This is a genomic window from Vibrio sp. J383 (genome assembly GCF_023503985.1).
In the GTDB taxonomy this organism is placed as follows: Bacteria; Pseudomonadota; Gammaproteobacteria; order Enterobacterales; family Vibrionaceae; genus Vibrio; species Vibrio splendidus.
This window is the reverse complement of the sequence record NZ_CP097293.1, coordinates 243,741-269,586: the sequence shown is the minus strand read 5'-3', so window position 1 is coordinate 269,586 and position 25,846 is coordinate 243,741. Positions and strand designations below refer to the sequence as shown.

23 protein-coding genes are annotated in these 25,846 nt (G+C 46.3%); 8 read left to right on the top strand and 15 right to left on the bottom strand.

Features of this window, described 5'->3' with window-relative positions; all coding sequences use genetic code 11:
* Position 1: 1 nt before the first annotated feature.
* From atpG to glmU, 4 genes are all read left to right on the top strand, one after another.
* Complete coding sequence (gene atpG / locus M4S28_RS01260) at positions 2-868, top strand: F0F1 ATP synthase subunit gamma (protein WP_017073833.1); 867 nt, start codon at positions 2-4, stop codon at positions 866-868.
* A 34-nt stretch (positions 869-902) separates the two neighbouring features.
* Positions 903-2,306 (top strand): F0F1 ATP synthase subunit beta, encoded by a 1,404-nt coding sequence (atpD, locus tag M4S28_RS01255; RefSeq protein WP_017073834.1) that lies wholly within the window; start codon positions 903-905, stop codon positions 2,304-2,306.
* Positions 2,307-2,324: 18 nt separating this feature from the next.
* Positions 2,325-2,747 (top strand): F0F1 ATP synthase subunit epsilon, encoded by a 423-nt coding sequence (locus tag M4S28_RS01250; protein ID WP_004735742.1) that lies wholly within the window; start codon positions 2,325-2,327, stop codon positions 2,745-2,747.
* 183 nt (positions 2,748-2,930) lie between these two features.
* Positions 2,931-4,289, top strand: a complete 1,359-nt coding sequence (gene glmU / locus M4S28_RS01245) for a bifunctional UDP-N-acetylglucosamine diphosphorylase/glucosamine-1-phosphate N-acetyltransferase GlmU (RefSeq protein ID WP_065608163.1) — start codon at positions 2,931-2,933, stop codon at positions 4,287-4,289.
* A gap of 127 nt (positions 4,290-4,416) precedes the next feature.
* Here the strand turns inward: glmU and punC are convergent, their stop codons facing one another.
* Entirely contained in the window at positions 4,417-5,628 is a 1,212-nt protein-coding gene (gene punC / locus M4S28_RS01240; RefSeq protein ID WP_017090728.1) for a purine nucleoside transporter PunC, read from the bottom strand.
* A gap of 163 nt (positions 5,629-5,791) precedes the next feature.
* Here punC and punR point away from each other — a divergent pair, with 163 nt between their 5' ends.
* Positions 5,792-6,706, top strand: coding sequence for a DNA-binding transcriptional activator PunR (gene punR, locus M4S28_RS01235; RefSeq protein ID WP_004735746.1), 915 nt, complete (start codon positions 5,792-5,794; stop codon positions 6,704-6,706).
* Positions 6,707-6,803: 97 nt separating this feature from the next.
* Here punR and ilvA read toward each other — a convergent pair whose 3' ends face one another.
* From ilvA to ilvG, 5 genes are read right to left on the bottom strand one after another with little or no spacing between them, the layout of a single operon-like run.
* The gene (gene ilvA, locus M4S28_RS01230; RefSeq protein WP_065205706.1) at positions 6,804-8,348 is read right to left on the bottom strand and encodes a threonine ammonia-lyase, biosynthetic; all 1,545 of its coding nucleotides are present in this window, start codon (positions 8,346-8,348) and stop codon (positions 6,804-6,806) included.
* A gap of 2 nt (positions 8,349-8,350) precedes the next feature.
* Complete coding sequence (ilvD, locus tag M4S28_RS01225) at positions 8,351-10,192, bottom strand: dihydroxy-acid dehydratase (protein ID WP_017077309.1); 1,842 nt, start codon at positions 10,190-10,192, stop codon at positions 8,351-8,353.
* A gap of 33 nt (positions 10,193-10,225) precedes the next feature.
* Entirely contained in the window at positions 10,226-11,194 is a 969-nt protein-coding gene (locus M4S28_RS01220) for a branched-chain amino acid transaminase (protein WP_065205707.1), read from the bottom strand.
* A gap of 12 nt (positions 11,195-11,206) precedes the next feature.
* Entirely contained in the window at positions 11,207-11,491 is a 285-nt protein-coding gene (gene ilvM, locus M4S28_RS01215; RefSeq protein ID WP_017077311.1) for an acetolactate synthase 2 small subunit, read from the bottom strand.
* A 1-nt stretch (position 11,492) separates the two neighbouring features.
* Positions 11,493-13,139, bottom strand: coding sequence for an acetolactate synthase 2 catalytic subunit (gene ilvG, locus M4S28_RS01210; protein WP_004735752.1), 1,647 nt, complete (start codon positions 13,137-13,139; stop codon positions 11,493-11,495).
* A gap of 472 nt (positions 13,140-13,611) precedes the next feature.
* Between ilvG and M4S28_RS01205 the strand changes: the two genes are divergently transcribed.
* On the top strand, positions 13,612-15,135 hold the full coding sequence (locus tag M4S28_RS01205; RefSeq protein WP_249632168.1) for a YifB family Mg chelatase-like AAA ATPase: 1,524 nt from the start codon (positions 13,612-13,614) through the stop codon (positions 15,133-15,135).
* A gap of 141 nt (positions 15,136-15,276) precedes the next feature.
* Here M4S28_RS01205 and M4S28_RS01200 read toward each other — a convergent pair whose 3' ends face one another.
* The 6 genes from M4S28_RS01200 to M4S28_RS01175 form a co-directional block, all read right to left on the bottom strand.
* Positions 15,277-16,233, bottom strand: a complete 957-nt coding sequence (locus M4S28_RS01200; protein ID WP_102451413.1) for a DUF2860 domain-containing protein — start codon at positions 16,231-16,233, stop codon at positions 15,277-15,279.
* Between the two features lie 139 nt (positions 16,234-16,372).
* On the bottom strand, positions 16,373-16,972 hold the full coding sequence (locus M4S28_RS01195; protein ID WP_004735755.1) for a thiol:disulfide interchange protein DsbA/DsbL: 600 nt from the start codon (positions 16,970-16,972) through the stop codon (positions 16,373-16,375).
* A 55-nt stretch (positions 16,973-17,027) separates the two neighbouring features.
* Entirely contained in the window at positions 17,028-18,014 is a 987-nt protein-coding gene (locus M4S28_RS01190; RefSeq protein ID WP_004735756.1) for a serine/threonine protein kinase, read from the bottom strand.
* 74 nt (positions 18,015-18,088) lie between these two features.
* The gene (gene ccoG, locus M4S28_RS01185) at positions 18,089-19,507 is read right to left on the bottom strand and encodes a cytochrome c oxidase accessory protein CcoG (RefSeq protein WP_004735757.1); all 1,419 of its coding nucleotides are present in this window, start codon (positions 19,505-19,507) and stop codon (positions 18,089-18,091) included.
* A 326-nt stretch (positions 19,508-19,833) separates the two neighbouring features.
* Positions 19,834-20,097 (bottom strand): YihD family protein, encoded by a 264-nt coding sequence (locus M4S28_RS01180; protein ID WP_004735759.1) that lies wholly within the window; start codon positions 20,095-20,097, stop codon positions 19,834-19,836.
* 131 nt (positions 20,098-20,228) lie between these two features.
* Positions 20,229-20,396, bottom strand: a complete 168-nt coding sequence (locus M4S28_RS01175; RefSeq protein ID WP_004735761.1) for a hypothetical protein — start codon at positions 20,394-20,396, stop codon at positions 20,229-20,231.
* 283 nt (positions 20,397-20,679) lie between these two features.
* Between M4S28_RS01175 and M4S28_RS01170 the strand changes: the two genes are divergently transcribed.
* Together M4S28_RS01170 and trhA are read left to right on the top strand one after the other, a co-directional pair.
* Positions 20,680-21,471 carry a sporulation protein gene (locus M4S28_RS01170; RefSeq protein WP_243584190.1) on the top strand — a complete coding sequence of 264 codons (792 nt, stop codon included), beginning with the start codon at positions 20,680-20,682 and terminating at the stop codon, positions 21,469-21,471.
* 108 nt (positions 21,472-21,579) lie between these two features.
* Positions 21,580-22,233 carry a PAQR family membrane homeostasis protein TrhA gene (trhA, locus tag M4S28_RS01165; protein ID WP_249632167.1) on the top strand — a complete coding sequence of 218 codons (654 nt, stop codon included), beginning with the start codon at positions 21,580-21,582 and terminating at the stop codon, positions 22,231-22,233.
* Here trhA and M4S28_RS01160 read toward each other — a convergent pair.
* The 3 genes from M4S28_RS01160 to trkA form a co-directional block, all read right to left on the bottom strand.
* Entirely contained in the window at positions 22,230-22,832 is a 603-nt protein-coding gene (locus M4S28_RS01160) for a DUF3157 family protein (protein WP_249632166.1), read from the bottom strand. The genes trhA and M4S28_RS01160 overlap by 4 nt on opposite strands.
* A gap of 26 nt (positions 22,833-22,858) precedes the next feature.
* Positions 22,859-24,304, bottom strand: a complete 1,446-nt coding sequence (locus M4S28_RS01155) for a TrkH family potassium uptake protein (protein WP_249632165.1) — start codon at positions 24,302-24,304, stop codon at positions 22,859-22,861.
* Between the two features lie 95 nt (positions 24,305-24,399).
* Positions 24,400-25,776 (bottom strand): Trk system potassium transporter TrkA, encoded by a 1,377-nt coding sequence (gene trkA / locus M4S28_RS01150; RefSeq protein WP_004735766.1) that lies wholly within the window; start codon positions 25,774-25,776, stop codon positions 24,400-24,402.
* Positions 25,777-25,846 lie beyond the last annotated feature (70 nt).

Sequence of the window (25,846 nt, the reverse complement as noted above, 5' to 3'; positions counted from 1 at the left end):
GATGGCCGGCGCAAAAGAGATACGTAATAAAATCGGTAGTGTTAAAAGCACACAGAAGATTACGAAAGCAATGGAAATGGTAGCAGCTTCGAAAATGCGTCGTTCTCAAGACGCAATGGAAGCTACTCGTCCATATGCAGAAACAATGCGTAAAGTGATCGGTCATTTGGCTAATGGTAGCCTCGAGTATAAGCATCCTTATCTTGAGGAACGTGAAGCCAAACGTGTTGGTTACATCATCGTTTCTACAGACCGTGGTCTTTGTGGTGGTTTGAACATTAACTTGTTCAAAAAAGCTATGAACGACATGAAAGATTGGTCTGAGAAAGGTGCTGATGTAGAACTTGCAATTGTAGGTACTAAAGCAACAGCATTTTTCAATAACAGCGGCGCGAAAGTAGCAGCTCAAGTTTCTGGTCTGGGCGATCGTCCAAGCCTTGAAGACTTGATTGGCTCTGTAAGCGTTATGCTGAAGAAATATGATGAAGGTGAATTGGATCGCCTGTTCGTAGTGTTTAACAGATTTGAAAACACTATGGTTCAAGAACCAACGATCGATCAATTACTTCCTTTGCCTAAATCAGACAGCGAAGAAATGAAACGCAGTCATTCTTGGGACTACATTTATGAGCCCGAGCCAAAACCACTACTAGATGCACTATTAGTTCGATACGTCGAATCTCAAGTGTATCAAGGTGTGGTCGAGAATCTTGCTTGTGAGCAAGCAGCTCGAATGATTGCAATGAAATCAGCAACAGATAACGCTGGTGACATTATTGATGACTTAGAACTTGTGTATAACAAAGCCCGTCAATCGGCGATTACACAAGAACTTTCTGAGATCGTTTCAGGCGCAGCTGCGGTTTAAGCTTAGGTAAAACTAAATAGTTAGAGGATTAACGATGGCTACAGGTAAGATCGTACAGATCATTGGTGCGGTAGTCGACGTAGAGTTCCCACAGGGCGAAGTACCTCGTGTATACGATGCTCTGAATGTTAATGAAGTGACAGAACGTCTAGTTCTTGAAGTTCAGCAACAACTTGGCGGTGGCGTAGTACGCGCAATCGTAATGGGTAGCTCTGATGGTTTACGTCGTGGTTTGACAGTTGAAAATACTGGCGCTCCAATCTCGGTACCAGTAGGTACTAAGACACTTGGTCGTATCATGAACGTCCTAGGTGACGCAATTGATGAGTGTGGTGAAATCGGTGCTGAAGAGCATTACGCAATTCACCGCGAAGCTCCAAGCTACGAAGAGCAGTCTAACGAGACTTCTCTTCTAGAAACTGGTGTTAAAGTAATCGACTTGATTTGTCCATTCGCTAAGGGTGGTAAAATCGGTCTATTCGGTGGTGCTGGTGTAGGTAAGACCGTTAACATGATGGAACTTATCAACAACATCGCACTTCAACACTCAGGCCTATCTGTATTTGCAGGTGTAGGTGAGCGTACTCGTGAAGGTAACGATTTCTACTTTGAGATGCAGGAAGCTGGTGTTGTAAACATCGAAAACCCTGAAGAATCAAAAGTAGCGATGGTTTACGGTCAGATGAACGAGCCACCAGGTAACCGTCTACGTGTTGCACTGACTGGTCTAACAATGGCTGAACGCTTCCGTGACGAAGGTCGTGACGTTCTACTGTTTGTTGATAACATCTACCGTTACACACTAGCAGGTACTGAAGTATCAGCACTTCTAGGTCGTATGCCTTCTGCGGTAGGTTACCAACCTACACTAGCTGAAGAAATGGGTGTTCTACAAGAGCGTATCACGTCAACTAAAGCTGGTTCTATCACGTCTGTACAGGCGGTATATGTACCTGCGGATGACTTGACTGACCCGTCTCCAGCAACAACGTTCGCTCACTTAGATGCAACGGTAGTACTTAACCGTAATATCGCATCTATGGGTCTATACCCAGCGATCGACCCGCTAGATTCTACTTCACGTCAACTGGATCCATTGGTAGTTGGACAAGAGCACTACGACATTGCTCGTGGCGTTCAGTCTACTCTTCAGCGCTATAAAGAGCTGAAAGATATCATTGCTATCCTAGGTATGGATGAGCTATCTGAAACAGATAAGCAAGTTGTATCTCGTGCTCGTAAGATTGAGAAGTTCCTAACTCAGCCTTACCACGTAGCGGAAGTATTTACAGGTGACCCAGGCGTTTACGTACCTCTTAAAGAGACTCTACGTGGCTTCCAAGGTCTTCTATCTGGTGAATACGATGACATTCCAGAGCAAGCGTTCATGTACTGTGGTGCAATTGACGAAGCTATTGAGAATGCTAAGAAGCTATAAGGCTAACTAGGAGGCGATATGGCAGCAATAACCTTTCACCTAGACGTTGTAAGTGCAGAGAAACAAATTTTCTCAGGCCTTGTTGAGACGTTTCAGGTGACCGGTAGTGAGGGTGAGCTTGGTATTTTCCATGGTCACACTCCACTGCTGACCGCTATCAAGCCTGGTATGGTGCGTATTGTTAAGCAGCACGGCCACGAAGAAATTATTTATGTTTCTGGTGGTATGGTAGAAGTTCAACCTGGTACAGCGACTGTACTGGCTGATACGGCTATCCGTGGTGAAGAACTAGACGCAGCAAAGGCGGAAGAAGCTAAACGCAAGGCTGTGGAGAATATCCAAAATCAGCATGGCGATATAGACTTCGCACAAGCGGCCGGTGAACTGGCTAAAGCCATTGCTCAGTTACGAGTTATCGAACTGACAAAACAGCGTCGTTAATCTTTTATAAGATTACTGACTCTGAGATAAAGGCGACCTAAGGGTCGCCTTTTTGCATTTTTGGATTCTCAAAAATGCTTATTTTACGTATCACTACTGGTTAAATGGTTATTGCGATTTAATTTTTTTGCCAAAAACGGTTACAATATCGGCTTAATAAAAATAATGTTGGATAGGTTTACAATGAAGTTTAGCGCGGTAATTCTCGCAGCGGGTAAAGGCACTCGCATGTATTCAAACACACCAAAGGTTCTGCACACGCTTGCGGGTAAGCCGATGGTTAAACATGTTATTGATACTTGTAACGGCTTAGGCGCTCAAAACATCAACTTGGTTTACGGTCACGGTGGTGATCAGATGAAGGCTACTTTAGCTGAAGAATCGGTAAATTGGGCACTGCAAGCTGAGCAGTTGGGTACTGGCCACGCTGTGGATCAGGCATCTGCACATTTCGCTGATGATGAAAAAGTACTGGTGCTATACGGTGATGTTCCATTGATTTCACCTCAAACCATTGAAAACCTATTAGACGCTCAACCAAACGGTGGCATCGCGCTACTTACGGTCGTGTTAGACAACCCAATGGGCTACGGTCGTATTATTCGTCGTAATGGCCCTGTTGTGGCTATCGTTGAGCAGAAAGATGCAACGGATGAGCAGAAGCTTATCAAAGAGATCAACACTGGCGTTATGGTTGCGACTGGTGGCGATCTGAAGCGTTGGTTGTCTGGCTTAAGCAACGATAACGCACAAGGTGAATACTACCTGACTGACGTTATTGCAGCGGCTCACGATGAAGGTCGTGCTGTAGAAGCTGTACACCCAGTAAGCCCTATTGAAGTTGAAGGCGTGAACGACCGCTCTCAACTGGCTCGTTTAGAACGCGCTTATCAAGCTGAGCAAGCCGACAAACTATTGAAGCAAGGCGTTATGCTACGTGACCCAAGCCGCTTTGATCTACGCGGTGAATTGCAGTGCGGTATGGATGTTGAGATTGATACTAACGTTATCATCGAAGGCAGCGTAAGCATTGGCGACAACGTGGTTATCGGTACCGGTTGTGTATTGAAAGACTGTGAGATCGATGACAACACCATCGTGCGTCCATACAGTGTAATTGAAGGTGCAACGGTCGGTGAAGACTGTACGGTTGGTCCTTTCACTCGTCTACGTCCTGGTGCTGACATGCGTAATAACTCGCACGTTGGTAACTTCGTTGAAGTGAAGAACACTCGCCTTGGTGAGGGCTCTAAAGCGAATCACCTAACGTACTTAGGCGATGCTGAAATTGGTCAGCGCGTAAACGTGGGTGCAGGTGCTATCACTTGTAACTATGATGGCGCAAACAAGTTTAAGACCATCATCGGCGATGACGTATTCGTTGGCTCAGATAGTCAATTAATTGCTCCAGTTACTATTGGTAATGGCGCTACCGTTGGTGCTGGCTCTACAGTAACTCGTGATGTTGCTGAAAATGAGTTAGTTATCAGTCGTGCTAAAGAACGTAAGATTGCTGATTGGAAACGTCCAACTAAGAAGTAAGTACTAACGTCCAAAAGATATTCTGATACAAGCCAGTAGCAATGCTACTGGCTGCTTTCTAAATAACTTTAGATATAAAAAAAGAGCGAGATTACTCGCTCTTTTTTTGTTTTCGTTAAACGATAAACTAGTCTTGCTTATCGTCAGCAACCACTCGAGAGTTATCCGGTGTTGCGAAGTGTTCAGAAAGCTCTTTGTTCGAAACAATATAGCCAACCCACAATGCACCTAAACAAATCACTACCGCTATTCCTGTTGCGCTTAGTGCTTGGCTTGCCATTGCTGCAACCAATGCACTTGCTAGGCCACTAATACTGATTTGCAGGCTGTTTTGTAAGCCAGCCGCTGTCGCAGGGCTCTGTTTCGCGCTTGATAGGGCACGGTTTACTACGATTGGGTAAAGTGCGCCATTCGCTACGGCAATTAGACAGAAAGGTGCGAGTAGAGGCCAGATTGAAGTCAGTTCCCATTGTGATGCAATGAAAATTAGTAATGCGGCAACACTAAACAAACCAATAAGATTTCTTAGTACGACACCATCGCCATACTTCTTCACAGCCTGCTTACCGAAGTAACCACCCGCCATGAATGCGATTGTCTGTGGGATAAAGCTCAAGCCGATGTCTTTTGCTTCATAACCCAGCTGAGCCATGATCTCTGGCATACCGGTTAGGTAAGCGAAGAACGCTGCTGACGCTGAAGCAAACATCAACACATTACCCATGTAAGGCTTTGAATGAAGCAGTGCTTTGATATCGGTTTTGATCGACGTTTGTTTTACTTCTGGCGCTTCTTTTGGTTGAGCCATGGTCGTTGCGATCAACAATGCGCCCATTAGCGTCAGTGTGATAAAGATACTGTGCCAACCAAAGCTGTCTGCTAGTAACACACCCAGTTGCGGTGCTAATGCTGGAGATAGCGCTACTAGAGGCATGATAGTCGCAAAAATTTGCTGGCTGCTGCTTTGAGAGTAACGCTTAATCACCATTGCTTGCCAGATTACCGCAGGCGCACACACACCGATCGCTTGAATGAAGCGCAGCGTTAGTAGGTGCCATACTTCGGTACTGAATGCTAAGCCGAATGAAGCTGCAGTAAAGATAACAAGACCAACCGCTAGCGTATTACGGTGACCATACTTGTCACTCGCCAGACCCCAAAGAAGCTGACCCATTGCCATACCACCAAGGAATACGGTTAGAGACAGAGCAATCTGCTCTGGACCAGTTGCAAAATCGACTTCCATTGCCTTAAATGCAGGAAGGTACATATCGGTCGCAATAAAGCCAAGCATGGAAAGAACTGCAAGGTAGACCAATTGAAATTTAGAAATATTCATAAGATGCCATTAAGCTAAAGGTAGTGATGTTTTTATCATCAAAAAAATTGTTAGATACTCAGGAGTAAGAACCCCTGTTTATTTATGCTGACATTCTATTTTTCAGAGCTGATAAAATAAAACGCTAAAATATGTAGTTATCAATCAAAAAATTTGAAGGCTTATGTTCTCTAAATCCTCGTTAGAAATGCTTGATACCGTTGCTCGCTTGGGCAGCTTCACTGCGGCTGCAGAGCAATTGCACAAAGTACCATCGGCGATCAGCTATGGGGTTAGGCAGGTAGAGCAAGAGCTTGATGTTCTACTTTTCAGACGCTTACCAAGAAAAGTAGAGCTGACGCCTGCTGGGGAGTTGTTTATTGAAGAGGCTCGTCAACTGCTGAGACAGATGGAAGAACTCAGTGCGCAAACTCGCCGAGCTGCGCGTGGTTGGAAGAAAACCTTACGTCTAACCCTTGATAACGTGGTTAAGCTCGACAAGATGAAGCCGATGATTGAAGAGTTTTATCAAACCTTTGAGTTCGCTGAGCTGCAGATCAACATGGAAGTGTTTAATGGTTCTTGGGAAGCCATTGCACAGGGTAGGGCCGATGTCGTCATTGGAGCCACTTCGGCGATTCCGGTTGGCGGTGACTTTGAAGTTAAGGATATGGGACGGTTAGATTGGGCATTTGTGATGTCACCCAGTCACCCGTGTGTGCGAGAGCAAAACCTTAATGAAGCCTTTGTTAGCCAGTATCCCGCGATCTGTTTGGATGATACCTCTAGCGTACTGCCAAAGCGTCACACTGGCCATTATGCGAGTCAGAGACGTCTTCTATTACCTAATTGGTACAGTGCGATAGAGTGCCTCAAGAATGGTGTTGGGGTGGGCTACATGCCAAGGCATATTGCCGCACCTATTATCGAACAAGGCTTGCTGGTGGAAAAAATATTACCAGAGCCTAGCCCACAGAGTCACTGTTGTTTGGTGTGGAGAAAAGATGACAACCATAAATTGATCGAATGGATGGTCAAATATCTAGGATCAAGTGAACAGCTTCACCAAGATTGGTTAGATCATCGTAAAGCACTTTAATGATCTATTTGAAATAAGATCGTGTGAGGTTTATCTGAAACGCTCAAATAAAAAGAGCGAGTTAATACTCGCTCTTTTTGGTTCGATAGCTTAACTCTTAAGACAAGAAGAACTTGTAGGAAGGGTTGTCTGTTTCATCTTTGCACTGGTAGCCAAGTTCTTCTAAGTGTGTAGAGAACTGAGCTAAATCGTCATCACCGAGCTCGAAGCCACACAGCACACGACCGTAGTCGGCACCGTGGTTACGATAGTTGAACAGGCTGATATTCCAGTGAGTACCTAAGGTATCAAGGAATTTAATCAATGCACCTGGGTATTCTGGGAACTCAAAGCTGTATAGGCGTTCTTTCAGAGGTTTCGATGGTTTACCGCCAATCATGTAGCGAATGTGCAGTTTTGCCATCTCATCATCTGAGAGATCGACAACCGGGTAGCCGCCTTCACGTAGGTCATTGATGATGTGTTCGAGTTCTTCTTGTCCACCTTGTAGACGTACACCAACGAAGATATTCGCCAGGCTTTCGTCGTTGTGGCGGTAGTTAAACTCAGTCACCGCTCGACCACCAATAATGTTACAGAACTCTAGGAACGCACCTTGTCGCTCTGGAATCGTCACCGCAAGTAGACCTTCTCGCTTCTCACCCAATTCACAACGTTCAGAGACATAACGCAGCCCGTGGAAGTTGGTGTTCGCACCAGACAGTACCGTTGCTAGTTGCTTATTTTGCAGTTGGTTTTGTTCTGCAAACTTCTTCAAGCCAGCCAGAGCAAGTGCTCCTGAAGGCTCAGCAATCGCACGGGTATCTTCAAAGATGTCCTTTACCGCAGAGCATATTTCATCGCTGGAGACGGTAATATGACCATCAATGTACTGTTGGCAAAGACGGAAGGTTTCTTCACCAATGCGTTTAACCGCAACACCATCAGCAAACATGCTGACCTGATCCAGTACCACTGGTTCACCCGCATCCAGTGCTGCTTTCAAGCAAGCCGAGTCTTCAGGCTCTACCGCAATCACTTTAATCTCTGGCATCAGTTGTTTGATTAGCACTGCAACACCAGCGGCTAAGCCACCACCACCAACCGGTACAAAGATATAATCCATGTGACCGTTTTGCTGCAGCATCTCCATGCCCATCGTACCTTGCCCTGCAATCACGAGTGGGTGATCAAAAGGAGGAACAAAGGTGAAGCCATGTTCAGCCGACAGACGTTCCGCTTCCGCTTTCGCTTCATCGAAATTACTGCCGTGCAGAACCACTTTGCCACCAAATCCGCGTACTGCATCAACCTTGATATCCGGTGTCGTTTTTGGCATCACGATCGTGGTTTGAATGCCCAACTTAGAGCCAGATAACGCCATTCCTTGTGCGTGATTCCCTGCGGATGCTGCAATCACACCGGCTGCTTTCTGTTGTTCAGAAAGGCTTGAAACCATGTTGTAAGCACCGCGCAGCTTAAACGAGTGTACCGGCTGACGGTCTTCTCGTTTTAGCTGAACCTGATTACCGATACGCGCGCTTAAGCGTGGCATATCTTGCAGAGGTGTCACGATTGCCGCTTCGTAAACCGGAGCTCTCAGGATCTGGCGCAGATAATCTGCGCCACTTTGTTTTTTGGGACTGGAGGTGTCATCACTCATAGTTAGCCCTCAAGCTTAGACTTATCACGCACAGCGCCTTTGTCGGCACTGGTCGCCATGCTTGCGTAAGCTTTCAGTGCGAAAGACACTTCACGTTGACGGTTTTCTGGTTTCCAGCCTAATGCATCTTGTTTTTCACGACGTGCTGCTAGTTCATCTTCAGCCACATCAAGCGTGATTGAGCGGTTAGGGATATCGATAGTGATGATATCGCCTGTGTTCACTAGACCAATTACGCCGCCGCTTGCTGCTTCTGGAGAAGCGTGACCGATAGACAGACCTGATGTACCACCAGAGAAACGACCATCGGTTAGAAGAGCACAAGACTTGCCTAGACCCATCGATTTTAGATAAGTCGTTGGGTAGAGCATTTCTTGCATACCCGGGCCGCCTTTAGGACCTTCGTAACGAATGACAACCACTTCGCCAGCTTTTACTTTACCCGCTAAGATGCCTTCTACTGCCGTATCTTGGCTTTCGAATACGATTGCAGGGCCTTGGAATTTAAGGTTTTCTTCATCAACACCCGCAGTCTTAACGATACAACCATCAACGGCGATGTTACCTGAAAGTACCGCTAGGCCACCTTCTTGGCTGAATGCATTCTCTTTGGTACGAATACAACCTTCTTTGCGGTCGTCATCTAGACGATCCCAACGGCAATCTTGTGAGAAAGCTTTGGTGGTACGGATGCCTGCAGGACCTGCACGGAAGAACTTAAGCACGGCTTCGTCTTCTGTTTGCATGATGTCGTATTGAGCGAGCTGCTCTTGCATGCTTAGGCCAAGTACGGTGCGAGTTTGATTATTCAGTAGGCCAGCACGATCAAGCTCACCTAGGATAGCCATTACGCCACCAGCACGGTGAACGTCTTCCATGTGGTATTTCGGTGTTGAAGGAGCAACCTTACAAAGGTGCGGAACACGGCGAGACATCTCATCGATATCATCCATATCAAAATCAATGTCACCTTCTTGAGCTGCGGCTAAAAGGTGAAGTACTGTGTTACTTGAGCCACCCATTGCGATATCAAGCGCCATCGCATTATCAAAGGCTGCGCGATTTGCGATGTTGCGAGGCAGTGCTGACTCGTCATCTTGCTCGTAGTAACGCTTAGTTAGATCAACGATGCGTTTACCGGCGTTGATGAATAGCTCTTCACGGTCTGCGTGCGTCGCCAGCATAGAACCGTTACCCGGTTGAGATAGACCTAGAGCTTCTGTTAGACAGTTCATTGAGTTTGCTGTGAACATACCTGAACATGAACCACAGGTTGGACATGCAGAACGTTCTACTTGCTCACTTTGCTCATCAGAAATAGTTGGATCGGCACCTTGGATCATTGCATCAACAAGGTCGAGCTTGATGATCTGATCTGAAAGCTTGGTTTTACCCGCTTCCATCGGGCCGCCTGATACAAAGATCACTGGGATGTTAAGGCGCATTGCTGCCATCATCATTCCCGGAGTGATTTTGTCACAGTTAGAGATACACACCATTGCATCCGCACAGTGTGCATTGACCATGTATTCCACTGAGTCTGCGATAAGCTCACGTGATGGCAGTGAGTACAGCATGCCGCCGTGACCCATTGCGATACCATCATCGACCGCGATGGTGTTGAATTCTTTTGCGATACCACCCGCTTTCTCGATTTCACCCGCAACCAGCTGACCCATATCTTTAAGGTGAACGTGGCCTGGAACAAATTGAGTGAAAGAGTTTACAACCGCGATGATCGGCTTACCGAAGTCATCATCTTTAACGCCAGTTGCACGCCATAAAGCGCGCGCACCAGCCATGTTGCGTCCGTGGGTTGTCGTTGCTGAACGATAGATTGGCATTGTTTAAATCCTTATAAAATATTTGGCTGTTGCTTACTTATTTGTTTGTGTTTGGTTTTCTGACGCATGGTCTGCTGGATAAACGTAGTCTAACCAGCCCCACTTATCTTCAGTGGTTCCATTGAATAAACCAAAGTAAGCTGCTTGAACTTTTTCAGTGATAGGACCGCGTTTGCCTTCACCTACTGTAATTTTGTCTACACTGCGAACCGGAACGATCTCTGCAGCTGTGCCTGTCATGAATACTTCATCGGCAAGGTATAGCGCTTCACGAGCAATGTTTTCTTCACGGATTTCGTAACCCATGTCTTTTGCTAGTGTCATGATTGAATCACGGGTGATGCCCGGTAGAATCGCGCTGGTTGCTGGTGGCGTTGATAACACACCGTTACGAATCACAAATATGTTCTCGCCAGCACCTTCTGAAAGGTAACCATCGACGCTCAGTGCGATACCTTCATCGTAACCATGACGACGAGCTTCACCACCAACCAGTAATGAAGATAGGTAGTTACCACCAGCTTTCGCAGCGGTAGGGATAGTATTTGGAGCGGCACGATTCCAGCTTGAAATCATCGCATCTACACCATTCTCTAGCGCTTCTTCACCTAGGTAAGAACCCCAAGGGAACGCAGCGATGATCAGATCCATCTCAGTATTTTCTGGCGGACACACACCCAAACCAACATTACCTACAAAGCCCAGTGGACGTATGTACGCAGACTGTAGCTTATTTTGGCGTAGCGTTTCGCGAGTCGCTTCCATAATTTCTTCCTCAGTAAAAGGAATAGGAAAGCGGTAGATTTTTGCTGAGTCTTTTAGGCGTCTTGCATGCTCTGGGTGACGGAAGATTACCGGCCCTTTTGGCGTGTTGTAACAACGAACGCCTTCAAACACAGAAGTACCGTAGTGCATTGCGTGAGTCAGGACGTGAACGTTCGCCTCTGCCCAAGGAACCATTTCACCGTTAAACCAAATATAGTCTGCTGTTTTAGCTGTCATGTTTGCGGTTCCTTATGCGTTTATCTTTTGCTGTAAGTTGTTATTTGGCAATTCATTACGACTGATAGAGATAACGTCAACGGAACGTACATCCCACAGCTTTTCGATTTGGTTTACCAAAAAAGAGATCGGACGGTCACTGTCGACAATGATCTCTACACTCGCCACTTTGCTTTCGTGGTTTTGAGTGCCCGCGACTTGCTTAACAATGAAGCCACGGTGACGAATAACACGAAGAACACGCTCTAGTAGTACTGGCTTATCATCGGCTTTGATGTCTAATAGGTATCTTTTCATGTTATGTGTTCTCCAACATCTCACTGTTTGAAGCACCTGGCGGTACTAGTGGCCATACGTTTTCTTCTTCATCGATAAGAACATGAAGTAGGTAAGCGGTTTTGCTTTCTAGCATCTCTTTCAATGCTGGCTCTACTTCTTCTTTACGCGTGATGGTTTTGCCCGGGATATCAAATGCTTTCGCGAGCATGACGAAATCAGGGTTGTCATCCAAGATGGTTTCACTGTGTCGGCCATCAAAGAACAGAGATTGCCATTGGCGAACCATGCCCAAGCGAGAGTTATTCAGAAGCACCATCTTCACTGGGATCTGACGACGCTTTAGCGTGCCAAGCTCTTGTATGTTCATCATGAATGAACCATCACCAGAGATAAGAATCGATTGGTCATCAGGACGGCCAACCGATGCACCCATAGCGGCTGGTAAACCAAAGCCCATAGTGCCTAAACCGGCTGAGGTGATGAAGTTTTGTGGATCGCGAGGCTGAATGTGCTGAGCGGCCCACATCTGATGTTGGCCAACATCCGTCGAAATGATAGAGCTTGCTGGCATCATGTCTGATAGCTGCTTTAGTAGTAGTGGAGCAAAGATCAGATCGCCAGGGTGGTCGTAGCGCCACTTGAATGAGCTACGAAGGCCTTCTGAGTGGTGAACCCAAGATGAGATGTCTTGGCTCAGTTCTAGTTGAGGCAGGATCTTGTTGATGTCACCGCGAATTGGCGCATCAGCAAGGCGCAGTTTACTGAACTCTGCCGCATCGATATCGATATGGATAACTTTTGCGTGAGGAGCAAAAGTATCAAGCTTGCCTGTTACTCGGTCATCAAAACGAGCGCCAACAACAATCAATAGGTCACTTTCTTGAACCACTAGGTTAGCAGCTTTAGTGCCGTGCATACCAAGCATGCCAAGGTAGTGCGGGTCGTCACGTTCGATAGTGCCTAAGCCTTTAAGTGTGCTTACGGCCGGCATTGGGTTTAGGCGTAAAAACTCGCGAACTGCATCGGTTGCTTTCGCCAGTTGAACGCCACCACCTACGTATAAAACAGGGCGAGTAGCTTGAGACAAGAAGTACTGAGCTTGTTCAATAGCATCCGTTGTCACAACAGGAATGGCTGGTGGTGTAAATTCAGGAAGAATTTTTACAGGGGATTCGGCTAGTTGAACATCTTTAGCGATGTCGACAATAACCGGACCGGGACGCCCTGCTTTTGCAACGATAAATGCTTCAGCCAATGTTGGCGCAAGATCTTCAATATCGGTAACGAGGTAGCTGTGTTTAGTACATGATAGAGACATACCAATCACATCCATTTCTTGGAATGCATCGGTACCGATGTGGGAGCTAGCAACTTGACCAGTGATAGCGACGAGTGGGATGGAGTCCATAAAGGCATCAGCAAGACCTGTTACTAGGTTAGTCGCGCCTGGGCCTGAGGTTGCCATACAAACAGCCACGTCTTGTGTTGCACGCGCCATACCAATGGCAGCCATTGCAGCACCTTGTTCATGGCGACAAAGGATGTGTTCAACACCGCCGTCATAAAGTGCATCATAGATTGGCATGATGGCACCACCTGGGTAACCAAATACGGTCTCAATGCCTTGTTGCTTGAGTGCGGATACGACTAGTTCTGCGCCTTTCATCGTAATCCCTCCGTATTACCTTTATTTTGGTCATTGTTTCCGTTGTCTTTGCACATCTTGTGCTCCCATTCTTCCTGTAAATCGGCAAGGCCGAAAATAATAAAAATTATAAAAATCGAATCGCTAAATTAGAAAAAACCCCCGGACTTTTCAGTGCGGGGGTTTTTTCTAATTCGTGGTTACTTTCTTCCCACTCGCCCCCGCGCAGTCTTAATAATGACTACGATAATCAGGTTAATCAGTGCGTAAATGCGAGCGTTAAAAATCATAATATTCGAGTTTTCTCGTTTATTGTCTTCAGTAAAAGTCTACATCTCTAGTGTTATCACACAAATCTGCAGTATGACAAGGAAAATGTCATTCTTTTTTCACATTAAAACACCATTCCACCAAGCTATATAACAACCTTATCGCTTTGGTGAGCAACGAATACCCAGAGCGAATACTTTTAAATCAAAGACAAAGGAAAGTTATGGGACTCGCGATAATTCACAGCCGGGCTAGTGTGGGAGTAGAGGCACCAGAAGTGACCGTTGAAGTGCATATAAGCAACGGTATGCCTGGGTTTACATTGGTGGGGCTACCTGAAACGACGGTCAAGGAATCTAAAGATCGAGTCAGGAGTGCCATCATCAATTCTCGCTTTGAATTTCCATCGAAAAGGATCACGGTCAACCTCGCGCCTGCTGATTTACCTAAGGAGGGAGGACGTTTCGACCTGCCAATCGCGCTTGGGATTTTGGTGGCGTCAGATCAGCTTCCGACATCAAAAATAGCTCAACATGAATTTATCGGTGAGTTGGCATTGTCAGGAGAACTTCGCTCGGTAAAGGGCGTTCTGCCTGCGACGTTAGCCGCCGATAGTGTCGAACGATGCTTAGTGGTTCCACACCACAATGGTGATCAGGCGGCCTTAGTCGGCAAGGGGGCCCATAAATCCGCGCAAACCTTGCTAGAGGTTTGTGCGGATATGTGTGGCCAGGCTCAGCTTGGTTTATATCGAACCGAGCATCATCATGTCGATGTGTCTGATAATCGTGACTTACAAGATATTATTGGCCAGCAGCAAGGTAAGCGAGCACTGGAGATCGCCGCAGCGGGCAACCATAACCTACTTTTTCTCGGCCCGCCTGGAACTGGGAAAACCATGTTGGCTTCTCGATTGCGCGATTTGTTGCCTGAGATGAGTGATGACGAGGCGATGGAAACCGCTTCGGTGGCTTCTTTAACGCAACAAGAGATCAATCAATACAACTGGAAACAACGACCTTTCCGTTCTCCACACCATTCGAGTTCGATGGCAGCATTGGTCGGTGGTGGCTCGATACCTCGCCCCGGTGAGATATCTTTGGCGCATAATGGCTTATTGTTTCTTGATGAGATGCCAGAGTTTGAGCGTAAGGTGCTTGATTCACTGCGAGAGCCGCTAGAGTCGGGTGAAATCATTATCTCCCGTGTCGCGGGTAAGACTCGTTTTCCGGCTCGCTTTCAATTAGTCGGTGCACTTAACCCAAGCCCAACAGGTTATTACGAGGGCAATCAAGCTCGAGCGAACCCGCAAATTATCCTGCGTTACCTCAACCGCTTATCTGGGCCATTGTTGGATAGATTCGATATATCATTGGAGATCCCTCTATTGCCCAAAGGGATGTTAGCCGAAGGAGGCGATCGTGGAGAAACCACTCAAGTCGTGAAGCAACGAGTTAAACAAGCGCGTCAGTTGATGTTATCTCGAAACCATAAGTCGAATGCACTGTTAGGTAGCCGAGAAATTGAAAAGTATTGCCCATTGCGACGCGAAGATGCGGAGTTTCTCGAGACCGCACTACATCGATTGGGTTTATCGATTCGTGCCTATCATCGAATCATCAAGGTAGCGCGAACTATTGCAGACTTAGAGGGTAACGAGCAGATTGAAAAGAAGCATTTATCGGAGGCGCTTGGCTATCGAGCGATGGATCGCTTGCTGAAACAACTTTCAGCTCAAGCTGTGTAGTCATACCAATCGTAGTAAACAACGGGTCATTTATTTACTGTGATTGGTATAAAAACAAGAAAGCCTGCTTTTTACGCAGGCTTTCGTTGTTATGAACCAATTGTTATGAACTAATGGTTATTAGCGAGCAGTGATGCCTAACTAGAACTTGTAGTTCAGGCCGACTGAGACGATGTATTGTGATTCATCGTAGAAGGTTATATTCGAGTCGCTGGTACCGTAGCCTGCAAGAGAAACAAACGACCAGTTGTCCCAGTTCATGAATTGCTCATATTCATACGCGGCGAAAAGGTTAATGTTGTCATCGCTGCGAGTTTTGTCGTAAATCGAGTTGTTAGCATCGTAAGAACGTTGGTTGTAGCCTGCGGTTAATGCGTACTGATGACGGCCCATGCCACCAAACAAACTCACTTCACCACCAAACTGGTCGTAAGACTCAGCGTTACCGTCGGCATCTCTGGTTTGATAAATGATCGATGGGATAAGCATCATGGTGCGGCTCAATGGAACGCGGTATTGGCCTTTCAGGTAGAGAGTATTGGCATCTCGTTTGAGCTCTTGTTCTTGAATCTCATCATTGTCGACATCTTTAGTCGCGTAAGCCATGTCTAGCGAGAATGCAGAACCTGCGATACTACTTAATTTCAAACGAAAGGCATTGCCGGTTTCATCGGTTTTGCTTCGAGCAACGCCTTCTGCGTAAGGATTTGCCCAAGTCTCACCTGACATGATGGTTGGCAGAAGTGACGCGTCGATAGTCATGCCTGACTCTAGTTGGTATTTATAGCCAACCTCCAGCACAACAGTACCGGTTGCCACATCATCACGAGCGGTACCTGTGTACACCTGGTGATTTAGCTTCTCACCAAAGGTGTAAGCGACACTGCCTAAAGGTGCGACAAGAAATGAGCTCTCAGATGAGGCTTTCTGTGTATTTGACGAAATGGTGCTATCAGTATCGGTATTAAAGTTTGAGGTGGAAGAGGCAACCCCGGTATTGATAGATATTTCACCACTGAAACCTTGTTCGTCTGCAAGCTTGGCAAAAGCAGGAGAGGCTGCAACGCTCAATGCGAGAAGAGTTATTTTTATTTTCATTCAAGGGCTCCTTGCCCACCGGTTCTTAGGACGGGTTATTAATAGCAGTAAAGCTTTAAATTTCCAGGTTAATTATTTATCAATGATGATTTTTGAACAAGCAAAAAAAAGGAAGCCGAAGCTTCCTTTAATCATTACCTTACTTCTTTAATAAGAAGTTAACCAGCTCGAAGTACTCATCGAGAGAGTTAATGCCTTGAGCGTCAATCAGGTAGCGGTTGTTTACTACAACAGCTGGAACGCCTGACAAGCCGCTGTCTTTGAATGCTTTGTCGAAACGACGAACCATAGAATCTACTGCAAAGCCGTTGTATGCCGCATCGAATTTCTTAGCATCAACGCCTTCATCAAGGAAGATTTGACGCAGTTCTGCTTCATCGCGTGGTGGCTTGTTCATGGTGTGGATGCGGTTAAACATCACTGGCACCATTTTATCTTCAACTTTCAGTGCAATCATGGTCGCGTAAGCTTTGCTCATTGGCAGACCCATGTTGCCACCCATGAATGAAACATGGTTCTTCTGTAGCTTAGCGTCTTTAGGTAGCTGTTGTTTTAGCTGCTGGATGATTGGCTCAAAGCTATTACAGTGTGGGCAGTAAAAAGAGAAGAACTCTGTCACCATTGGTTTTTTTGATGCTTCTAGATCGAGAACTTTGTAGTGTTCACCTTCGTTAAATTTCGCAGCGTGAGCTGAAAGGCTCAACATGATCAATGAGAAAAATGCGAATAGCTTTTTCATTTATCCAATCTCCATTATGTTTGAATTTTTATCTAGTTGTATGTTGCGATTGCTGTTACCACTGAGGCATTAACGAAAGTGGTGGCTCTTGCAGGGTAGCAATTTGCTCTTTACAAGCAAGTACTTGTTGCTCCCAATATTTCGGATCATTAAACCACGGGAAGGCCAGAGGAAACGCCGGGTCGTGCCATCGTTTCGCCAACCATGCCATGTAATGCACCATACGTAGACCGCGCAGAGGTTCGATTAGTTTCAGTTGCGCGGTATTAAAATCGCAAAACTCTTGATAACTCTCTAGCAGAATATCCAGTTGCATCATTTTATCTTGGCGTTCGCCGTTAAGCAGCATCCACAGATCTTGAACAGCAGGACCATTACGCGCGTCATCAAGATCGACGAACATTGGCCCGTCGCGCCACAATATATTGCCCGGGTGGCAGTCGCCATGGAGACGAATGTTGTCAATGTTACTTGGCCACTGGCTCTCTAGCTCTTTGATCAGAAGGTCGACGTCATTGAAGAACGCGTTTTCTAGGTGCGTTGGGATAAACTGAGAGTTCTCTAGAATCTTACGTGGCTGATAAAGGTATTCATCTAAGCTGATGGTCGGGCGATGCTGAAATGTTCTTCCAGCACTGGCTTTATGAATACGACCAAGGAAGCGTCCAACGCCTTCCAATTGATCTAGATTGTCGACTTCATATTGCCTGCCACCGACGCTTTCAAACAGTGCAAATAGATAGCCTTGATATTCATGCAAGGTTGCGCCGTTGATTCGCATAGGTGGAGCAACCGGTAACTCTTGTTCGATCAGCTCTAACGCGAAGTCGTGCTCTTCTTGGATCTGTGCTGTGTTCCAACGCTGCGGACGATAAAACTTAACGACGTAGCGTTTACGGTCTTCATCGGTGAATTGATACACCCGGTTTTCGTAGCTGTTGAGAGCGAGAAGCCCGGATTCAGCGCGAACCCCAATGCTCTCCAGTGCGTACCACATGAAGTCAGGGGTTAGGTTATCAAAGTTAAAGGCTTGCATCGTCATATAATAAAAAAGGCTCATTACTGAGCCTTTTTCCATTTATTTGGGTGTTATACCAACCGTTAAGGTGATTGGTATCAGAGCTTCTTGATAAAGCGGCTTTCGACTTCCATCGTAAACTCTTCATTATCCGAGAGTATAAACTGAATTGTCGAAACTGGTGAGCTCAGTTTTTCTGGATCGACGCCTAAGCTGATAGGAAGGTTTAAAACCTCACCTGGGTCTACGGTGATCGTTTGTTTACCGTACCAGATAGAATCTGGTAGCCCGCTGACATCAAGCTTGTACTCTTGCTCTTGCTGAGTTTTGTTGATTACTTTCAAGTTGTAAGTATTTTCGACAAGCCCTTGGCTATTGATTCTAAATAGCTGGTTTCTATCTCGTAGAACACTTAAGCCTGCAGGATCAACACTCGCTATCTGTGCGAAGAACAAACCCAGCATGACGATCAATATAGCGCCATAACCTAGCAGCTTAGGACGCATCACCTTGGTTGTGTGACCATCGAGCCTGTGTTCGGTGGTGTAGTTGATTAGGCCTTTGTCATAACCCATACGTTCCATGGTGTTGTCGCAGGCATCAATACACGCGCCACAGTTAATGCACTCGTATTGTAGGCCGTCACGGATATCGATACCCGTTGGGCACACTTGAACGCATAAATTACAATCAATACAGTCGCCTAGGCCAAGTTCTTTTGGATCGGCTTTACGAGAGCGAGGGCCGCGGCTTTCACCTCGTTCAGTGTCGTAACCCACGATGAAGGTATCTTTATCGAACATTGCCGATTGGAAACGCGCGTAAGGACACATGTGCAGACAAACAATAGAACGCATCCATCCCGCATTCGCATAAGTACACCCAGCAAAGAACAATACCCAAAACACCGGCCAGAAAGTCGAGTTAAAGGTAAAGAAGCCAACCACCAGCTCTTTGATTGGGATGAAATAACCGACAAAGGTTAAGCCCGTCGCAATCGCAATCGCCCACCACGCGATGTGTTTGATGGTTTTTCTGAGAATTAAATTGCTCGTCAGTTTGCCCGAGTCTTGTTTTCTTCGCTTATTGGCAGCACCTTCCAGTTTCTCTTCGAACCAGATGTACATGAAGGTCCAGACGGTTTGCGGGCATAAATAACCACACCAGACTCGCCCTAAGAAGGTGGTTATGAAGAATAAGCCAAACGCAGCAATCATAAATAGGATGGCGAGTAGGGTCAGATCTTGTGGGTATAACGTGGTGCCAAAGAAGTTGAACTGCTGGCTACCGATATCGAGCAAGATCGCTTGTCGTTCACCAAATGGAATCCATGGGATAAGCGCAAAAAGTAAAAGTAAGAACCAACCGCCGTAACGACGAAGTTGTTGGAATTTACCTTTGCTTTCTCGAACATAGATTCGGTTACTTGGGTTAAATCGATCTCCATTACCTTTATGTGTTTTTGGGTTAAAGGTTTTAGGAGTCACATCTTTGATGTCGATTTTATCCTGACTCATGGACTATCCTTTTTGTGGCTTGTTTGCCCGGTTAAGTCGGGCATGACGACATTACTTGAAAGTATGGTTTAGAGAACCTGTAGAAATTGAGCTTGGTGCATTTGTTGGTATCGCACTCACTCTTATTATTTTAGAAGATTCTTATGGATGGCGATTATAACGACAATCTTGTTCTCATTTCTTTAACGCTATCAACCTTTAACAACAAAAGTCATAACAGTTGTGACGAAAAAATAGCGAACAGAAACAAAAAAGCGACCGAGTGGTCGCTTTTCGAAATTGATTGTTTTATTTATACGGCAATTGAGTTCTAACCAAATAGGCGATTAAAGAAGGCCACGCGCTTTTAGAATTGCCGTTTTGAAATCATCTTCTTGGTCTTTTTTAAGACCTGGGATCATTTCATCTTTTTCGCTGTTACGCATTTTTAGATGGTAGATAAGAACATCGTCAGTCAGCTCTTCTAGTTTGCCTTGGTAGCCTGCTTCGTTTGATAGCTTAATGATGAACTCTAATAGGTTAAGCTCTTGATCTTTCTGCCACTCAGGCTCCATCAGTTCAAGCAGTTCCTCAATGCGGTGACACTTCATACTTTACTTCTCCACAAATTTTATAATGATTTGTGGTTAAGGTATCAAATCGGGTAGGGAATACCAATGTGTAAAGGCATTTCAAGACGGGACTGGGCAAGAAAAAAGCGCAGTAAAAACTGCGCTTTTCGTTAAGCGGCTTTAATTACTTTTGTTGCAGTCGGTGCTAATAAAGCAGTCTTCTGAACGAGAGTCATTGTAGGAGCCAATTTCTTAGCCGTTGGAGCAGCAACAAAGCCACTACGACGACGCATCGCACTACGGTTGGTGTGCGAGAACCTGACAGCTGTTGGGCGCATTAATTTACCTAACGGTCAGGCATATCCATTGCCAATCTAATGGCCTGACTTATCATGAGCTTCGCTTCAATTACTTGAAGAGTCACTCGTCTGGCTTTCGCCAATCCGAAAAATAAATCAGGATAATGATATGCATGCATATCAAGGCTTAGATTATCACTATCTAAGTTATCGATCGACGCCTGAGTGATAATTAAACGATATTAGAGCTAAAATAGTGTGAGCAGTATATTTGAGTTTGAACCTCTTTCAGGCTTAAGATGATGCTTTAAAGGAGGTGCATATGTCGTTCTTAAAGAAAACGTTAGCTAGTTTTGGTATTGGATCTGCCAAAGTGGATTCTGTATTGCAACAGGAAGTGCTTTACCCAGGCAATAAGGCGAGCATTATTGTGCATGTCTATGGTGGCGCTCAGCCACAAGAAATCGACAACATTGATCTCAACTTGTGCTGTCGTTACGTCAAAGAAGTCACCATGAACTCGCAAAGGCAAGAGGGCGGTCATAAGCGCCGAATGCATCAGACGTACTCGTTGGCAAAATGGAGCTTACCGTATGCTTTTGTTATTCAGCCGGGAGAAACCCGTGACTTTGAATGTGAGTTTGATGTACCGCTGAATACACCAGTCACGATTGGTGATTCAAAGGTGTGGCTGGAAACCGGGTTGGACATTGCGATGGCGATTGACCCATCGGATAAAGACACCTTAACGGTTCGTCCTGATGCACTCCTCGATGGCATCTTTAACGAACTTGAAGCTCAAGGGCTGCGGATACGCCAAGTGGAATGTGAAGCAGTCGATGGCTTTGAACTGCCGTTTGTCCAAGAGTTTGAGTTTGTGCCGACTACTGGCCCTTATCATGGTCGCTGGCGTGAGCTTGAGGTTGTTGCTCATCGTGGTGAGACAGAACTTAAGTTGTGGTTTGAGATAGACCGCAATCGCGATGGCGCAAAAGGTATGTTGGCGAGTTTGCTGGGAATGGGGCAACTACAGCGTCAATTGAGTGTCCCGCTTGATACCTCACCAGAAGACGCCGGTAAGATGGTGGTCGAGTATTTAGAAAGCGCATCTTAGCTGAATCGCACATTTTATAAGTCATTTTGTCATAAAAATTTAAGCTTACACGTGTAAGCTTAATATGTAATACTGGGTCAATCGAACATTTACTCTAGTAGGATACTCATGTCTGCATCATCAGCCAGCGAATACAGTGACATCGAAGAGCGCGCTAATGCGATAACCCATGGTTTGGGCGTCGTACTTGGCGTAGTGGGCCTGATCCTGTTACTGATTCGTGCGTTTGATTACCAAGCCGACATGCTTACTGTTGCCAGTATGGCGGTGTATGGCAGCAGTATTATTCTGCTCTTTCTTGCTTCCACGTTGTACCACTCGATTACCACTGAGAAAACCAAGCGCTTACTCAAAACGCTCGATCACTGTGCGATTTATTTATTGATCGCGGGCAGTTACACGCCGTTTCTCTTGGTGGGCTTAAGAACCCCATTAGCGATGGACTTGATGGCGGTGATCTGGGGGATTGCGCTGGTGGGCATCATTATGAAGATTGCCTTCGTGTACCGATTCAAGCGTTTATCGTTGTTCATTTATTTAGCGATGGGTTGGCTATCTTTGATTGTTGTTTATCAATTAGCGATGAATATCGATATCGGTGGTTTGGTGTTGCTGGCCGTTGGCGGAGTGATTTACTCGCTGGGTGTGATTTTCTATGTGGCAAAACGCATCCCTTATAACCATGCCATCTGGCACCTGTTTGTGTTGGCGGGCTGCGCTTGCCATTTCTTCGCTATCTATCTGTTCGTGACGCCGGTTTAGCGGGCAACGACCTCGATAATCTCGGCTTTAATCTGATATTCAGGGTGCTCTGCTAGGTCGAGTTCTATCAACTTACCTTCTTCAGCTGTCTTTGGTCGCAGGTAAGTGTCGGCCATTCGTTTGATTGATTTCCAGACTGCGACTTCTTGTTGTGCCAGTAACTCACCTTCTACGGTAAATACGCTGATGTTCAGTGATACCAAAATGACAGCTTGAGTGCCTTGGTTGGTGATGGCCGTCGGAATGATAAGCTCACCACCTTCATAGCGGCTCGCACCTAATACGACATCCACTCCTGATTGAGACAGTTGTAAGCTTGGCTTTTTACTATTAACCACAATCGTAGTACCACGCGTACTCGTTGCAACTGGGACAGCGACTACGGGTACTGCTGCGACTGGCGTCGTCGCTACCGCTGAAGTTATCTCTGTCGTTGTTGTTTCTTCTGTTTTATTTTCTGCCATATACTGCCAAGTAAAATCGTCTTTTAGTAACACTTGCTTGCCATCAGGCAATGTGACCATTTGATCAGCAAAGGCAGAACTTACGAATACTGAATTTGCGAGTAGTGCGCCAGCGAGAAGTACGTATGATTTCATCTGTGTTTCCTTAAATATTCGCGGAATTAGCGTCGCCAAAAGGCTGGGAAAAATAGAACAATGAGTGTCAGTATCTCGAGTCGTCCCATTAGCATGCCTAAACTTAGCAACCATTTAGCGGCGTCTGGCAGTGGAGCAAAGTTCCCGGTTGGACCGATCACGCTGCCCATACCAGGACCAACGTTGGCAACGGCAGTGATAGCGCCAGATATACTGGTCACAGGGTCAAGTCCCATCGCGCTCAAGCCGCCTGCAATTAAGATAATTGTGATAAAGAACATTAAACCAAATGCCACTAGTGAACGCACAATATCGTCATTTACGGGGCGCTGATTGTAACGTTGAACAAACACACCCGATGGGTGAATTAACTTCATCATTTGTTTGTGGAGCATGGTCATCGCGATCTGGAAACGGAAGATTTTAATACCGCCAGAGGTTGACCCCGAGCAAGCTCCCGCCATCATTAGGAATGCAAATAAGGTCGTTGGTAGTGCACCCCACGCGGTGAAGTCTTCTAAGCCAAAACCAGTTGTGGTGACGACTGATACGATGTTGAACATCGAAACACGCATCGCATCCAAGACAGTGTAGCCATCTCTAACCACCAACCATGTTGATATTACGGCGCTGGTGACCAAGAACAGGTATGTAAAACCTCTCACTTGCGCGTCTTTGTAGAGGATTGAGAGTTTTCGGCCTCGCAGTGCGCTAACAAACAGTAAGAACGGCAGACCGCCAAGGAACATGAACAGTGTTCCTACCCAGTGAGCACTGTTGGAGAAGTGGTTCATCGATCCATCTGAGGTTGAGTAACCACCCGTCGATAGTGTTGTGAACGCGTGGTTGATCGCATCAAAGATCCCCATGCCTGCAAACAGATAACTAATGATGCATAAACCAGTCAGAACCAGATAAACCGCCACGATGTTTTTCGCGACCGTTTTTGCTCGTGGGCTGCTTTTATCTGACCAATCGGAGGATTCAGTTTGGAACAGGCGCATACCACCGACGTTGAGCATTGGTAGAACCGCTACCGCCATAACGATGAAGCCGATGCCACCTAACCATTGCAGTATTGAACGCCACAACAGAATGCTTGGTGACATGCTGTCTAAGCCGCTTAATACGGTTGAGCCTGTCGTGGTGATACCTGACATGGTTTCGAAGTAGGCGTCCGTAAAGCTGATGTGGTTAATGAAGACAAATGGCAGGGCGGCAAAGGCGCTGGCAATTGTCCAAACCAAAGAGGTGATAAGGAACATATCCCGCACCCCTAATCGAAACTTAGCGGAGCGGCCCAAGCTCAAGCAGATGAACGCCACAATGTGCGTGATCACTACTGATTGACCAAACTCGAGGAAGCCACCGGTGCCAGTAAAAAAGGCAACCAATGTGGGGATGTACATGAAAAGGGCGAGTTTTGATAACACTAACCCTATCACTAATAATATCGGACGAAAGTTGACCATCGCTTAATAAACCATAGCTTTAATAGATTACAGCTTTGTGCCGGAGCACCGTTCTCACAAAAGAAAGTTGCGAGAAGAAGCTCACGAGAACAAGGCTATAAGAAGAACGGGCTCGGTTGGAATAGAGACTCAACATCAGGTACGTATTTCTTGTCTACTAGGAACATCACTACGTGGTCATCTTGTTCGATTACGGTTCTATCGTGCGCGATAAGTACTTCTTCTCCGCGAACAATCGCACCAATGGTGGTGCCCGGTGGCAGTTTGATGTCTCCAATCGCTCGGCCAACAACCTTAGAGGTGGTTTCGTCACCGTGAGCAATCGCTTCGATCGCCTCTGCAGCGCCGCGACGTAGAGAGGATACGTTTACGATATCAGCACGACGAACGTGAGTAAGCAGAGCAGAAATGGTCGCTTGCTGTGGAGAGATCGCAATATCAATCACACCGCCCTGAACAAGATCGACGTAAGCACCACGCTGAATCAGTACCATTACTTTCTTGGCACCCATTCGCTTCGCCAGCATTGCTGACATGATGTTGGTTTCATCTTCATTGGTTAGGGCAATGAACACGTCCACCTGATCGATGTTCTCTTCGGTTAGAAGCTCTTGGTCGGCTGCATCGCCACAGAATACGATGGTGTTTTCTAATTCTTCAGATAGCTTCTCGGCGCGAGTGTAGCTGCGCTCGATAAGCTTGATGCTGTAGCTCTGCTCAAGGCGTTTAGCCAAGCTTGCACCAATGTTACCACCGCCAACAATCATGATGCGTCGGTACGGTTTCTCTAGGCGTTGCAGTTCACTCATTACTGAGCGGATATGGTTACTCGCTGCCACAAAGAAAACCTCATCATCGGCTTCAATGATGGTAGTGCCTTGTGGGCGAATAGGGCGACCTTGACGGAAGATAGCGGCTACACGAGTATCAATGTGCGGCATGTGCTCACGCAAAGCAGACAGTGCGTTACCAACCAATGGTCCACCGTAGTAAGCTTTTACTGCTACTAGGCTAACCTTCTGTTCAGCAAAACTCACAACTTGCAGTGCACCCGGGTATTGAATCAGGCGCTCGATGTAGCTGGTGACGAGTTCTTCGGGGGCAATTAAATGATCGACCGGAATCGCACCTGATTTGAAGAGTGCTTCTTTCTCTTCTAAATACTGTGGAGAGCGGATACGGGCGATACGGTTCGGTGTGTTAAACAGAGAGAAGGCAACCTGACATGCGGCCATGTTGGTTTCATCCATATTGGTTACGGCAACCAACATGTCGGCATCTTGCGCGCCCGCTTCACGTAGTGTGTTCGGGTGGCTGGCATAACCGTTTACAACCCTAAGGTCGTATTTGTCCTGAAGTTCACGCAGTCGGTCGGCATTACGGTCGACGATCGTGATGTCATTGTTTTCACCCACTAGGTTTTCAGCAAGGGTACCGCCAACTTGTCCAGCACCTAGAATAATGATCTTCATAGCCTTTCTCTTATTTTTTGCCGTTGTAATTCTAGTGATCTCTTTTCGCTTTGATAATGCACTAGAAAGA

Coding starts and splice junctions, on each gene's coding strand:
- M4S28_RS01220 (WP_065205707.1), bottom strand. CDS start 11,194: ATGACAGCTAAAACAGCAGACTATATTTGGTTTAACGGTGAAATGGTT.
- M4S28_RS01190 (WP_004735756.1), bottom strand. CDS start 18,014: ATGACGATGCAAGCCTTTAACTTTGATAACCTAACCCCTGACTTCATG.
- atpD (WP_017073834.1), top strand. CDS start 903: ATGGCTACAGGTAAGATCGTACAGATCATTGGTGCGGTAGTCGACGTA.
- atpG (WP_017073833.1), top strand. CDS start 2: ATGGCCGGCGCAAAAGAGATACGTAATAAAATCGGTAGTGTTAAAAGC.
- trkA (WP_004735766.1), bottom strand. CDS start 25,776: ATGAAGATCATTATTCTAGGTGCTGGACAAGTTGGCGGTACCCTTGCT.
- M4S28_RS01170 (WP_243584190.1), top strand. CDS start 20,680: ATGTCGTTCTTAAAGAAAACGTTAGCTAGTTTTGGTATTGGATCTGCC.
- ilvM (WP_017077311.1), bottom strand. CDS start 11,491: ATGAAAAGATACCTATTAGACATCAAAGCCGATGATAAGCCAGTACTA.
- M4S28_RS01205 (WP_249632168.1), top strand. CDS start 13,612: ATGGGACTCGCGATAATTCACAGCCGGGCTAGTGTGGGAGTAGAGGCA.
- punC (WP_017090728.1), bottom strand. CDS start 5,628: ATGAATATTTCTAAATTTCAATTGGTCTACCTTGCAGTTCTTTCCATG.
- ilvG (WP_004735752.1), bottom strand. CDS start 13,139: ATGAAAGGCGCAGAACTAGTCGTATCCGCACTCAAGCAACAAGGCATT.
- ccoG (WP_004735757.1), bottom strand. CDS start 19,507: ATGAGTCAGGATAAAATCGACATCAAAGATGTGACTCCTAAAACCTTT.
- M4S28_RS01160 (WP_249632166.1), bottom strand. CDS start 22,832: ATGAAATCATACGTACTTCTCGCTGGCGCACTACTCGCAAATTCAGTA.
- trhA (WP_249632167.1), top strand. CDS start 21,580: ATGTCTGCATCATCAGCCAGCGAATACAGTGACATCGAAGAGCGCGCT.
- ilvA (WP_065205706.1), bottom strand. CDS start 8,348: ATGAGTGATGACACCTCCAGTCCCAAAAAACAAAGTGGCGCAGATTAT.
- M4S28_RS01155 (WP_249632165.1), bottom strand. CDS start 24,304: ATGGTCAACTTTCGTCCGATATTATTAGTGATAGGGTTAGTGTTATCA.
- punR (WP_004735746.1), top strand. CDS start 5,792: ATGTTCTCTAAATCCTCGTTAGAAATGCTTGATACCGTTGCTCGCTTG.
- M4S28_RS01200 (WP_102451413.1), bottom strand. CDS start 16,233: ATGAAAATAAAAATAACTCTTCTCGCATTGAGCGTTGCAGCCTCTCCT.
- M4S28_RS01175 (WP_004735761.1), bottom strand. CDS start 20,396: ATGCGCCCAACAGCTGTCAGGTTCTCGCACACCAACCGTAGTGCGATG.
- M4S28_RS01195 (WP_004735755.1), bottom strand. CDS start 16,972: ATGAAAAAGCTATTCGCATTTTTCTCATTGATCATGTTGAGCCTTTCA.
- M4S28_RS01250 (WP_004735742.1), top strand. CDS start 2,325: ATGGCAGCAATAACCTTTCACCTAGACGTTGTAAGTGCAGAGAAACAA.
- M4S28_RS01180 (WP_004735759.1), bottom strand. CDS start 20,097: ATGAAGTGTCACCGCATTGAGGAACTGCTTGAACTGATGGAGCCTGAG.
- ilvD (WP_017077309.1), bottom strand. CDS start 10,192: ATGCCAATCTATCGTTCAGCAACGACAACCCACGGACGCAACATGGCT.
- glmU (WP_065608163.1), top strand. CDS start 2,931: ATGAAGTTTAGCGCGGTAATTCTCGCAGCGGGTAAAGGCACTCGCATG.